The sequence below is a fragment of the Neorhizobium sp. DAR64872/K0K18 genome (genome assembly GCF_050500175.1).
In the GTDB taxonomy this organism is placed as follows: domain Bacteria; phylum Pseudomonadota; class Alphaproteobacteria; order Rhizobiales; family Rhizobiaceae; genus Neorhizobium; species Neorhizobium soli.
In genome coordinates this window covers 1,076,728-1,089,000 of the sequence record NZ_CP191446.1, presented here as the reverse complement: position 1 = coordinate 1,089,000, position 12,273 = coordinate 1,076,728, and the positions used below count along the sequence as shown (strand labels likewise).

The following is a 12,273-nucleotide window of genomic DNA, read 5'->3' as shown; positions in this document are numbered from 1 at the left end:
AAAAGGGATTGGTTTCATGTTTGCAATGACCGCGACACGCAAGATCGTGCTGGCAGTCTCCGTGCTCGCCGCGACCACGGTCGCCACGCCGGTGATGACACCAATCGTGGCAATGGCACAGTCGACGAGCGGCGTCGCAGCCGTCGTCAACCGGTCGGCGATCACCACCGCCGACGTTGCCCGCCGTTCGGCCTTCATGCGTCTTCAGCGCCAGAAGCCGAGCAACAAGGTCGCTCTCGATCAGCTGATCGACGAAACGCTGAAGCGCCAGGAAATCTCGCGTGTCAAGATGTCCGTCAGCACCGAGGACGTCGATCGTTCGTTTGCCCGCTTCGCGCAGGGCAACAAGATGACGCCCGAGCAGTTGAGCAGCGTGCTCAATCAGGCCGGCGTCACACCGGACCATTTCAAGGCCTATATCGCTGTGCAGATGAGCTGGCCGCGCCTGGTCAACGCCCGTTACGGCGGCGGTCGTCAGCGCATGTCGACCGACCAGCTTGTCACCCGCATGATGGAAAACAAGCAAAAGCCCGTCACCACCGAATATTTCCTGAAACAGGTGATCTTCGTTGTTCCCGCGGCAAAGCGGAACGCCATCCTCAACAAGCGCAAGGCGGAAGCCGACGCGTCGCGGTCGCGGTTCCCCGGCTGCGCCGAAGCTAAAACCTTTGCAGCGACGATGCTGGACGTTTCCATCCGTGATCTGGGCCGCGTGCTTGCGCCGGATTTGCCGGAAGACTGGAAGCCGCTGATCGAGAAGTCCTCCGGCAACACGACCGGCACCCGCGTTACCGAGCGTGGCGTCGAGTTCCTGGCGATCTGCGAGCAGCGTCAGGTTTCGGACGACGTGGCGGCCGAAGCCGTGTTCCGCGCCGAGGATCTCGGCAAGGCTGAAAAGTCCGGTGAAGACCCGAATAGCAAGAAGTACATGGACGATCTGCGCGCCAAGGCCCAGATCGATTACATCCAGAAGTCGTAAAGCCCAAAGGGCCTGAACGGAGACCGCATGCCTTTTGATCGTCCGCTCGCGCTGACCCAGGGCGATCCTGCCGGCATTGGTCCAGACATCACGCTCGCCGCATGGACGGCGAGACGGAAGCACGGCATTGCGCCGTTTCTCTTCCTCGGCGACCCGGCGGTACTTGCATCGCGCGCGGCCCTGCTTGGCCTCGACGTTGCGATCCGTGAAACCGACGCGGACGGCGCCGTTTCGATCTTCGAAAACGCGCTTCCCGTTCTGCCGATCCCGGCCGGAGCCGAAGTCGCTGCCGGCGAGCCGCATGTCGCCACCGCCCGTGGGACGATCGAGGCGATCGAGACCGCCGTGTCGCTGTCGTTTGCGGGAAAGACGCTCGGCGTCGTCACCAATCCGATTGCCAAGTCCGTTCTATACCAGGCAGGCTTCGGCTTTCCCGGCCATACGGAATTCCTGGCGGACCTTGCGCACAAGCATACGGGCACCCCCGTGCGCCCCGTCATGCTGCTGGCCGGACCGAAGCTGCGGGCCATCCCCGTCACGATCCACATTCCGCTCAAGGACATTCCAGCGGCGCTCACCGAAACGCTGATCCTTGAAACCTGCCGCGTGACCCATCACGACCTGAAAGTCCGGTTCGGCATCGACCAGCCGCGCATCGCGATTGCCGGTCTCAATCCGCATGCGGGCGAAGACGGCACGATGGGCACCGAAGAACGCGACATCATCCATCCGGCCATCGTCAAGCTGCGCGCAGAGGGCATCAACGCCTTCGGGCCACTCCCGGCCGATACGATGTTTCATGACGAAGCCCGCAGCCGTTACGACGTGGCGATCTGCATGTATCACGATCAGGCGCTGATCCCGGCCAAGGCGCTGGGTTTTGACACATCCGTCAACGTCACGCTCGGCTTGCCCTTCATCCGGACGTCTCCCGACCACGGCACCGCCTTCGGCATCGCCGGCAAGGGTGTCGCCCGCGAGACGAGCCTGGTCGAGGCAATCCGGCTTGCAGGCGCCATGGCCGGAACAATGACACCGAGCCTTGCGGGGCGCATCTGATGGCGACGCTCGATGGGCTGCCGCCGCTGCGTGACGTCGTCCAGCGTCATGGACTGGACGCCAAGAAATCGCTTGGCCAGAACTTTCTGTTCGATCTCAACCTCACCCAGAAGATCGCCCGCGCGGCCGGACCGCTGGAGGACGTGACCGTATTCGAGGTTGGGCCGGGTCCCGGCGGCCTTACCCGTGCCATCCTGTCGCTCGGCGCCAAGAAGGTGATCGCCATCGAGCGCGACGCCCGCGCGCTTCCTGTGCTTGCAGAAATCGCGGACCACTATCCGGGACGGCTTGAGGTCATCGAGGGCGACGCGCTGCAGATCGATTTTGCCGCGCTCGCGGCCGAGAAGGCTGCCGGTGGACCGGTCAAGATCATCGCCAACCTGCCCTACAATATCGGCACGCAACTGCTGCTGAACTGGCTTCTGCCTGAGGACAAGACCTGGCCGCCATTCTGGCAGAGCCTGACGCTGATGTTCCAGAGGGAAGTGGGTCTGCGCATCGTTGCCGACCAGGAAGACGACCACTACGGCCGCCTCGGCGTCCTCGCGGGCTGGCGCACCGATCCCCACATGATGTTCGACGTGCCGCCTCAGGCCTTTTCACCACCGCCCAAGGTGACATCGACTGTCGTGCATCTGATCCCGCGCGCCAATCCCCTGCCCTGCGATGTCTCCAAGCTGGAACGCATCACCCACGCCGCCTTCGGTCAACGCCGCAAGATGCTGCGACAGAGCCTGAAACCGGTCGGTGGCGAAGCTCTGCTCGCCAAAGCCGGCATCGACCCGCAACGCCGCGCCGAAACGCTGTCGGTGGAAGAGTTCGTAAGACTGGCGAACTTGCTTTAAGGGGTCGCGGCGAGCGCTAGAGCCCCGTTTTACACCAGAACCTAGAGTGTCGGCTCTTCCGTCAGGAGGTTGCTCACGAACTCGAACAGGCCGTGCCTGCGGTCGCGGCGGACGCGTTCGGCGTTGACGATGCAGCTGACGTTGTGGAAGGCCTCGTCGAGATCGTCGTTGACGATGACGTAGTCGTATTCCCGCCAGCGTTCGATTTCCGAGCGGGAATTGGCAAGCCGAGTGCGGATCACGTCTTCGCTGTCTTCGGCGCGGCGGTGCAGACGTGACTGCAGCTCGGTCATGGTCGGCGGCAGCACGAAGATCGAGACAACGTCCGCCTTCATCTTTTCCTGCAGCTGAAGTGCGCCTTGCCAGTCGATGTCGAACAGCATGTCGCGTCCCTCGGCCATCGCCTTTTCGACCGGCTCGCGCGGCGTGCCGTAGAAATTACCGTGCACCTCGGCCCATTCCAGGAGATCGTCGGCATCGCGCATGCGCTCGAACTGCGGCACGGTGATAAAGTGGTAATGGGTGTCGGCGATCTCGCTCGGGCGCTTGGCGCGGGTGGTGACACTGACCGAGATCTCGAGGCTATGGTCGCCGCGCAAGAGATTGCCGGCGATGGTGGATTTGCCAGCGCCTGACGGCGACGACAGCACCAGCATCAATCCCCGGCGCGCGATCGTCGTCTTCATCTTCGAGGGCGACGAGGTTTTCGGTGTCGAGGGGGCCGGGCTCATGGTCGTGTCACTCCAGATTCTGAACCTGTTCGCGGAACTGGTCGATCACGACTTTCAGTTCCAGTCCTGCTGCCGTTACAGCAGCGGCGTTGGATTTGGAACAGATCGTATTCGATTCCCGGTTAAATTCCTGTGCAAGGAAGTCGAGACGGCGCCCGGCAGGCCCGCCCGTCTGCAGAAGCTCGCGGGCTGCGACGACATGGGCCTTCAGCCGGTCGATCTCTTCGCGCAGATCGGCGCGGGTCGCAAGCAGTGCTGCCTCGCCATAAAGCCTGTCGCGGTCGAGGGTCGGCGCCTCTGCCGTCAAGGCGGCGAGCTGCGTGGAAAGCTTCTTGGCAATCTCTTCCGGCGAGCGGGACGGGTCGTTCTCCACCAGCATCGTCAGTTCGGCGATGCGGTCCACATGGCGGGTGAGAATGTCCCGCAGCGCCGACCCTTCGTGCTCGCGCATCTCTTCAAGTTTGAAAAGCGCGTCGCCGAGACAGTTGAGGATGGCGGCGTCGCGCGCCGTCACCGCCTGTTCGTCATCCTCGGCCTCGCGGATCTCGACGAGACCACGGATGCCAAGCAACGTGTCGAGACGCAGCGGTGCCGGATCGACCAGATCGCCCAGTTCAGCACGGAGCGCCATCACGGCGGCCAGTGCATCGCGGTTCAGCACCGCTTCCACCTTTGCGTCGTCGGTCGAGAGCGACAGCGCCACCTGCAGATTGCCGCGCGAAAACCGTTCGGAAATCCGCTTGCGGACATCCTGCTCAAGACGATCAACGCCGGAGGGCAGCCGCAATCGCATGTCGAGCCCCTTGCCGTTGACCGAGCGCAGTTCCCAGGCAAAGCGATTGCGGCCGCTTGTTCCTTCGCTGCGGGCAAAGCCGGTCATCGACTGCAGGGATTTCGGGTTAGACGGCAGGCTCATACGCTTCTCCGGACTGCCTTCCCCAGAGGCAAGGCGTCAGTTGCTTTTCGGTGGCTTTTCGGCGTCGTCGCCATCCGGCTGGCCATCGACCACTTCTTCACCGCGGGCTGCCGCATTGCCGGTTGACCGTTCGGCCTCGATCCGGCGCCAGCGACGTACGTTGGCATTGTGCTCTTCCAGTGTGGCTGCAAACACGTGCCCGCCTGTGCCGTCTGCCACGAAATAGAGATCGTTGGTGCGCCACGGATTGGCAACAGCCTCGAGTGCGGCGCGGCCGGGGTTGGAGATCGGCGTCGGCGGCAGGCCCTTGATCTGATAGGTATTGTAGGGCGTCTGCTTGGTCAGATCGGACTTGTAGATCGGCCGATCGGACGGTTTGCCCTCACCGCCGAAGATGCCGTAGACAATGGTCGGGTCAGACTGCAGTCGCATGCCCTTGTTCAGCCGGTTGATGAAGACCGAGGCGACATGGGCGCGCTCGTCGTCCTTGCCGGTTTCCTTCTCGACGATCGAGGCGAGCACCACGAACTCTGCCTTGGTCTTGACCGGCAGGTCGGGGTCGCGCTTTTCCCAGATCTGGTCGATCGTCTTCTGCTGAGCGGCATGCATCTGCGAGAGGATTTCCGACCTCTTGGTGCCGCGCGAGAACTTGTAGGTATCGGGACGCAGGCTGCCTTCGGCGGGAAGCTCCGCCGGCATGTCGCCTTCCAGAACCGCATCCTCGTTGAGACGCAGCATCATCTGGCGCACGGTCAGGCCTTCCGGAAAGACGACGGAATAGAGGATGGACTTGCCGGAGATCAGCGTCTCCATCACGTCCTTCATCGAAGCCTTCGCCTTGATGTCGTATTCGCCGGCCTTCAGCGTCTCGCCGCCGCGCAGATAGGTCGCGGTCACGTAGCGGAACACGCGCGCGTCGGACACGACGCCGTTGCGCTCGAGATTGTTGGCAATCTCCGCCAGGCCGTTGCCGGGACGGACCATGAAGTGGGCGTTCGTTTCCAGCGGGCCCGGATCCTGAAACGTCCGGATCATGTAATACAGGCCGCCGATCACCACGATGCAGACGAGCACGACCATGGTCATGACGAAGTTCAGGAAGATCACCAGCTGGCTGCGCGCCTTCTTGGAGCGACGCGGCGGTTCCGGCACCCGTTCGGGCTTCAGGGCCTCGTTCGGCGATTTCGGAATGATCGGACCACGGGTCGTACCGTTGCCATTGCCGCCATGGCCGTTTCCACTGCCATAACCCGGCTGATCATTCGATGAATTCATGTCGCTCAACCGTTTCCCCTCGACTCTGGACTTTCAACCGGCTGTTTGGCCAAGCAATACGGCAAAAAGCAGGTTCGGAAAATGATATCGGCCGGACTGTCGAAGTCCAGCCGAGAAGCGAAGGCCGAATGCGCGTCAGGCTTCGTAGCGCTTGAGCACCAGAGACGCGTTGGTACCGCCGAAACCGAAAGAGTTCGACAGCGCCACGTTGATTTCGCGCTTGCGCGCGGTATGCGGAACAAGATCGATCACAGTGTCGACATCAGGGTTGTCGAGGTTGAGCGTCGGCGGTGCGATATTGTCACGGATCGCCAGTGCGGAGAAGATGGCTTCGACAGCGCCGGCTGCACCGAGAAGGTGACCGATCGCAGACTTGGTCGACGACATGGAGACCTTGGAGGCCGCATCGCCAACCAGGCGTTCGACAGCGCCGAGTTCGATCGTGTCGGCCATGGTAGATGTGCCATGCGCGTTGATGTAGTCGATGTCGGATGCGCCAAGACCAGCGCGCTTCAGGGCCGACGTCATGCAACGGAAAGCACCATCGCCGTCTTCGGAAGGAGCCGTGATGTGGAAGGCATCGCCGGACATGCCGTAACCGACGACTTCCGCGTAAATCTTGGCGCCGCGCGCCTTGGCGTGCTCGAGCTCTTCCAGCACCACGATGCCGGCGCCCTCGCCCATCACGAAACCGTCACGGTCGCGGTCGTAGGGGCGCGAGGCGCTTTGCGGGTCGTCGTTGCGAAGGGTCGACAGCGCCTTGCAGGCAGCAAAGCCCGCCAGCGCGATCCGGCAGATGGGTGATTCGGCACCACCGGCCACCATGACCTCCGCGTCGCCCAGCATGATCAGCCGGGCGGCATCGCCAATCGCGTGTGCGCCGGTGGAACAGGCGGTGACGACCGAATGGTTCGGGCCGCGCAGCTTGTGCTTGATCGAGACCTGTCCGGAGACAAGGTTGATCAGGCGGCCGGGAATGAAGAACGGCGAAATGCGGCGCGGGCCTTTGTCTCGCAAAGTGTAGCCAGCCTCGACGATACCCTCGAGACCACCGATGCCGGAGCCGATCAGGACGCCGGTCTCGATCTGGTCCTGGTCGGTCTGCGGGTGCCAGCCGGCGTCGGCCAGCGCCATGTCGGCGGCGGCAACACCATAAAGAATAAATGGATCGATCTTGCGCTGTTCTTTCGGCTCCATCCAGTTGTCGGCATTGAATGTGCCGTTGGAACCGTCGCCGACCGGAATGCGGCAGGCGATTTTGGCCGGAAGATCTTCGACTTCAAATTCGGTCACGACCCGGGCGGCGTTGTCGCCGGCCAGCAGACGTTGCCAGCTGACTTCCGTTCCGCATCCCAGAGGAGATACCATGCCGGTACCGGTGATAACGACACGCCTCATCGCCAGTGCCCCACCCTGTAGTAGTATTGTCAGTTAGTTGCTGAAACGGCCCGAACAAGCGGGCCGTCATGAGAGATCGCGGCCTCGCAACGAGGCGCGCGTCCCGAATATGGTTCGATCAGGCCTGAGCCTTTTCGATGAACTTTACAGCGTCGCCGACCGTCAGGATCGAGTCAGCTGCATCGTCCGGAATTTCTACGCCGAATTCTTCTTCGAACGCCATGACCAGTTCGACCGTATCGAGCGAGTCCGCGCCGAGGTCGTCGATGAAGCTAGCGCCTTCGACAACCTTTTCGGCGTCGACGCCGAGATGATCAACAACAATTTTCTTAACGCGTTCTGCGATATCGCTCATGTCGGTTTCCTCGACCTTTTGTCTTCTCGAATGCCTGAATGGCATCCGTATCCTGTTAATACCTGCCGCCGGCACTTCATGGTGCCGATGCGGGCAAACCCCTTCGCCCCTCTTCAGGTTCCAGTCACATGCTCACGCATTATGACGCCCTGAATTTCGGGGTGACTTCGTGTAGTCAAGGCCCGCTTAACACGGTTTCCGTGCTACGCAAAGCCAGAATCTGTTCCGCCGCACAGCCGCCAACAGCCGATTTTACTCGGATTTGCTGCGCCCGTGCCCCGGATCAGATCATCGCCATACCGCCATTGATATGCAAGGTCTGTCCAGTCACATATCCCGCTTCATTCGAAGCGAGGTAAAGAACAGCGGCGGCAATGTCGGATCCGGCGCCCATCCGCTTCATCGGAATGGCCCCCATGATGGCGTCTTTCTGCTTGTCGTTCAGCTTGCCGGTCATGGCGCTCTCGATAAAGCCTGGCGCGACGCAGTTGACCGTCACGTTGCGCGTGGCGATTTCCTGCGCCAGCGACTTCGAGAAGCCGATCATGCCGGCCTTGGAGGCGCAATAGTTGGCCTGGCCCGGATTGCCGGTGACGCCGACGATCGAGGTGATGTTGATAATGCGGCCGAAGCGACGGCGCATCATCGGATGGGTCAGCTCGCGGGTCAGGCGGAACACGGAGGTCAGGTTGACTTCAAGGACTGCGTCCCAGTCCTCGTCGCTCATGCGCACGAACAGGCCGTCCTTGGTGATGCCCGCATTGTTGACGAGAATGTCAACGCCGCCGAGTTCCGCTTCCGCCTTTTCACCGAGCGCCTTGACCGCGGCGCGGTCGGAGAGATTGGCCGGAAAGATGTGGACGCGATCGCCGAGTTCGGCAGCGAGTGCTTCCAGCTTCTCGACGCGGGTGCCGTGCAGGCCGACGGTTGCACCCTGCGCATGCAGCATGCGGGCGATTTCTTCGCCGAGGCCGCCGGTGGCACCGGTGACGAGGGCCTTGCGGCCGGTCAGGTCAAACATGTTGAATTCCTTCTCTTCAGCCGAGGATGGCAGCCAGCGCCGCGTCGATATCAGCCGGGGTGTTGAGGGCTATGCCAGAGATATTCTTGTCGATGCGGCGGGCAAGACCCGTCAGCACCTTGCCGGAACCAATTTCGTAGAGCGTCGTCACGCCATTGGCGCCGAACCACTCGACGGTTTCGCGCCAGCGCACCTGTCCGGTCACCTGCGCCACCAGCAACGTCGCGATTTCGTTCGCGTCGGTGACCGGCGTTGCGCGCACATTGGCGATGACAGGCACGACCGGATCGTTTTTCTGGACGGTGTCCAGCGCATGGCGCATGGCGTCGGCCGCCGGCGCCATCAGGTCGCTGTGGAAGGGTGCAGAGACCGGCAGCATGATCGCGCGCTTGGCGCCTTTTTCGGTCGCCAGAGCCGCTGCTTTCTCGACAGCAGCCTTCGAGCCGGAAATCACCAGCTGGCCGCCGCCATTGTCGTTGGCGATCTGACACACGCCTTCCGACTTCGCCTCCAAACAGATCGCTTCGACATCGGCGTGGTCGAGGCCGATGATCGCAGCCATCGCGCCCTGACCGACCGGAACGGCGGACTGCATCGCGTCACCGCGAATGCGCAACAGCCGTGCTGTGTCTGCGAGAGAGAACGTGCCGGCCGCACAAAGAGCCGAATATTCGCCGAGCGAATGGCCGGCGACGAAACCGACCTTTTCGGCGAGAACGAGGCCACGGGCTTCGAGAACGCGCATCGTCGCGATGGAAACGGCCATGAGGGCCGGCTGCGCGTTGGCGGTCAGCGTCAACGTTTCTTCCGGCCCGTTCCACATTGTTTCGGACAGTTTCTGGCCGAGCGCCTCGTCGACTTCGTCGAACACGGCACGGGCTTCGGGAAAGGCGTCGGCCAGTTCCTTCCCCATGCCGACGGCCTGGCTTCCCTGACCCGGGAATGTGAATGCGATACTGCTCGCCGGACTGCTCATAAGGTCGTTTCCTTTCCCTATTTTTGCCCTTTCCATTCACATTCCCGCCTTGCAAGTCAAGGGTTTCGGGCATTTACCCCGATTTTGGCCGGTGCTTACCCCCTGTTATCAGCCCGAAATCAGGCTGATCACTTCGTTGACGCAAAGAACGACGAATAGCAGCGCTGCAGCGCCGAGCAGGCCATTCGACAGCCAGCCATTGCGCCATTCCTTCGGGACGCGGGCAGAGTTCAGCAGCCAGATCAACGTGACCGCCAGGAAAGGCATGAAGAAGGCTCCGAGCGCGCCATAGATGATGACGAGCGTGAACGGGCGGCCGAACCACAACAGCGACATCGGCGGGATCGTCAGCCAGAAGAGGTAGAACTTGAAGGCCGGCGTCTTTTCCAGTCCCTGACGCGAACCGCTGGTTCCGCCGCGCACGGTGCGGACGAAATCGGCAAACAACAGCGACACGCCATGCCAGACGCCGAGGATCGAGGAGATCGTGGTGGCGAAGAAACCGACCAGAAAGGCCTTTGCGACAAACGGACCAAACCGTTCCTGGAGCACCGCATCGAGATCGAGCAGCCCGCGGTCGCCGGTCGAGAGCGCGATCTGCGCGGTGTAGAGAAGCTCGGCACCGACGATCAGCATGGCGATCACGAAAATGCCGGTCATGATGTAGGCAACACGGTTGTCGAGACGCATGACGCCCATCCAGGACGGGGTGCGCCATCCCTTGGCATTCACCCAGTAGCCGTAGGAGGCCATGGTGATGGTACCGCCGACGCCACCGATCAGGCCGAGCGTGTAGATGGCCGAGCCCTCGGGAATGGTCGGGATCAGACCGGTCAGCGCATTGCCGACATCGGGCACAACAAGAATCGCGATACCGACGACGATGGTGAACATGATGGCGATGAAGACCTTCATCACGGTCTCGAAGACTTCGTAGTTGTTGAAGGCAACGAAGGCCGCGCAGACCAGGCCTGAGATCATGGCCCAGGCCCAGAGCGGCAGGAACGGGAAGAGAGCCGCCAGCGGCAGCGCCGTCGCGCTCATCGCGGTAGCGCCGTACACGAAGCCCCAGATCATGATGTAGATGCCAAAGTACCAGCTCGTCCATTTGCCGAGCGACCGCCAGCCGTCGAGCATGGTCGAACCGGTAGCGAGGTGATAGCGGGCCGATCCCTCGGCAAGCGCAATCTTGACGATACAGCCAATGACCGCTGCCCAGAGTAGCGCATAGCCGAAACGCGAGCCGGCAATCAGCGTGGCGATCAGATCGCCTGCGCCGACGCCGGTAACGGCAACCACGATACCGGGACCGATCAGTTTCCATCGACCCGTCTTCGGCGGTTCGCCGGCGTCAGGAAACCCCTTGTCGTCGTATTGTGTCGTCTTATGCTGCGTCGCGTTATCGACCATTCAAAATGCCCTCCAAAAATTTGTTCTGCGCCAGACGCAAATCCGGCCGCAAAATTGCCGTATCGGGAACAAGTTGGAAAAAATTCTCTCCCGTCCAGCAAACTCTTGATAAATTTTACGCTACCGACGCGCGAAACCGGCACCGATCTGCTCTTGCACTGCGTCAAATCCGATCTAAAGTCCGGCCACTTTTTCAGACGGGATCGATCTTCATGAAATACAATAAACTGGGCCGCACCGACCTCTCCGTTTCGGAGATCTGCCTGGGCACGATGACCTGGGGAACGCAGAATTCCGAGGCCGAAGCTCATGAACAGATGGACTATGCTTTCGACAACGGCATCAACTTCTTTGATACGGCCGAACTCTACCCGACGACGCCTCCGGGTGCCGAAACCTACGGTGACACGGAAACTATCATCGGCACCTGGCTGCAAAAGAGCGGCAAGAGACAGGACCTGATCCTCGCCTCCAAGATCGCCGGCAGCGGTCGCTCCTACATTCGCGACGGCCGCCCGATTACCCGCGAGACGATTCGGGAAGCACTCGATGCCAGCCTCTTGCGCCTGAAGACGGATTACCTCGACCTCTACCAGATCCACTGGCCGAACCGCGGCACGTTCCACTTCCGCAATTCCTGGAAGTTCGATGCGTCGAAACAGGATCGCGAACAGGCACGCACGAGTTTTCTGGAAAAACTCGAAACGCTCGGCGAACTGGTGAAGGAGGGCAAGATCCGCGCGATCGGGCTTTCCAACGAAAGCACCTGGGGCACGATGCGCTATCTCGATGTGGCAGAGGAGAAGGGTCTGCCCCGCGTCGCGACGCTGCAGAACGAATACAATCTTCTCTACCGCCAGTTCGATCTGGATCTTGCAGAAATGTCCCATCACGAGGATGTCGGCCTCCTCGCCTATTCGCCGCTCGCAGCCGGTCTGCTTTCCGGCAAGTATCAGGGCGGCGCGCGTCCCGACGGCTCGCGCGGCTCGATCAACCAGGATCTCGGCGGTCGCCTTCAGCCGCGGCAGGAGCCGGCGGTCAAGGCCTATCTCGACATCGCCAAGAAACACGGCCTCGACCCGTCTCAGATGGCGCTCGCCTTCTGCCTGACGCGCCCCTTCATGGCCTCCGTCATCATCGGGGCTACGACGATGGACCAGTTGAAAACCAACATCGCCGCTACCGACGTGACGCTGTCGGATGAGGTTCTGAGAGAGATTGCCGCGGTCTATCGCGACTATCCGATGCCGATCTGAGGTCGCGACAGATTGCGGATGACCGGCTGAAACACGCTGTCGTCATCCGCAA

The 12,273-nt window shown here is 61.7% G+C and carries 12 protein-coding genes; 4 read left to right on the top strand and 8 right to left on the bottom strand.

The annotated features are described in order from the left end of the window. The first annotated feature begins 25 nt into the window (after window positions 1-25). The 3 genes from ACQY1P_RS10670 to rsmA are packed head-to-tail and all read left to right on the top strand — an operon-like array spanning window position 26 to window position 2,883. On the top strand, window positions 26-979 hold the full coding sequence (locus tag ACQY1P_RS10670) for a peptidylprolyl isomerase (RefSeq protein ID WP_062580243.1): 954 nt from the start codon (window positions 26-28) through the stop codon (window positions 977-979). A gap of 27 nt (window positions 980-1,006) precedes the next feature. After that, window positions 1,007-2,038: a 4-hydroxythreonine-4-phosphate dehydrogenase PdxA gene (gene pdxA / locus ACQY1P_RS10665; RefSeq protein ID WP_209900480.1), complete on the top strand. Its 1,032-nt coding sequence runs from the start codon at window positions 1,007-1,009 to the stop codon at window positions 2,036-2,038. Further along, window positions 2,038-2,883 (top strand): 16S rRNA (adenine(1518)-N(6)/adenine(1519)-N(6))-dimethyltransferase RsmA, encoded by an 846-nt coding sequence (gene rsmA / locus ACQY1P_RS10660; protein WP_430256373.1) that lies wholly within the window; start codon window positions 2,038-2,040, stop codon window positions 2,881-2,883. The genes pdxA and rsmA overlap by 1 nt, the downstream gene beginning before the upstream one ends. A 41-nt stretch (window positions 2,884-2,924) precedes the next feature. Here the strand turns inward: rsmA and gmk are convergent, their stop codons facing one another. The 8 genes from gmk to ACQY1P_RS10620 all read right to left on the bottom strand — a co-directional run bounded on the left by gmk (window position 2,925) and on the right by ACQY1P_RS10620 (window position 10,965). Further along, a complete protein-coding gene (gene gmk / locus ACQY1P_RS10655) occupies window positions 2,925-3,614 on the bottom strand; it encodes a guanylate kinase (RefSeq protein ID WP_062453334.1) in 690 nt (229 codons plus the stop codon). Window positions 3,615-3,621: 7 nt separating this feature from the next. Further along, the gene (locus ACQY1P_RS10650) at window positions 3,622-4,530 is read right to left on the bottom strand and encodes a YicC/YloC family endoribonuclease (RefSeq protein ID WP_430256372.1); all 909 of its coding nucleotides are present in this window, start codon (window positions 4,528-4,530) and stop codon (window positions 3,622-3,624) included. 36 nt (window positions 4,531-4,566) lie between these two features. Continuing rightward, on the bottom strand, window positions 4,567-5,805 hold the full coding sequence (gene mltG, locus ACQY1P_RS10645) for an endolytic transglycosylase MltG (RefSeq protein WP_113111093.1): 1,239 nt from the start codon (window positions 5,803-5,805) through the stop codon (window positions 4,567-4,569). A 135-nt stretch (window positions 5,806-5,940) separates the two neighbouring features. Further along, window positions 5,941-7,203, bottom strand: a complete 1,263-nt coding sequence (gene fabF / locus ACQY1P_RS10640; protein ID WP_062453337.1) for a beta-ketoacyl-ACP synthase II — start codon at window positions 7,201-7,203, stop codon at window positions 5,941-5,943. A 118-nt stretch (window positions 7,204-7,321) separates the two neighbouring features. Then, window positions 7,322-7,558 (bottom strand): acyl carrier protein, encoded by a 237-nt coding sequence (locus ACQY1P_RS10635; protein ID WP_006727438.1) that lies wholly within the window; start codon window positions 7,556-7,558, stop codon window positions 7,322-7,324. Window positions 7,559-7,841: 283 nt separating this feature from the next. Beyond that, entirely contained in the window at window positions 7,842-8,579 is a 738-nt protein-coding gene (fabG, locus tag ACQY1P_RS10630) for a 3-oxoacyl-[acyl-carrier-protein] reductase (RefSeq protein WP_062453338.1), read from the bottom strand. A 16-nt stretch (window positions 8,580-8,595) separates the two neighbouring features. Next, window positions 8,596-9,555 carry an ACP S-malonyltransferase gene (gene fabD, locus ACQY1P_RS10625; RefSeq protein ID WP_113111094.1) on the bottom strand — a complete coding sequence of 320 codons (960 nt, stop codon included), beginning with the start codon at window positions 9,553-9,555 and terminating at the stop codon, window positions 8,596-8,598. 108 nt (window positions 9,556-9,663) lie between these two features. Beyond that, a complete protein-coding gene (locus ACQY1P_RS10620; RefSeq protein WP_430250228.1) occupies window positions 9,664-10,965 on the bottom strand; it encodes an Nramp family divalent metal transporter in 1,302 nt (433 codons plus the stop codon). Between the two features lie 212 nt (window positions 10,966-11,177). Between ACQY1P_RS10620 and ACQY1P_RS10615 the strand changes: the two genes are divergently transcribed. Continuing rightward, window positions 11,178-12,221 carry an aldo/keto reductase gene (locus ACQY1P_RS10615; protein ID WP_430256371.1) on the top strand — a complete coding sequence of 348 codons (1,044 nt, stop codon included), beginning with the start codon at window positions 11,178-11,180 and terminating at the stop codon, window positions 12,219-12,221. Window positions 12,222-12,273: the final 52 nt, after the last annotated feature.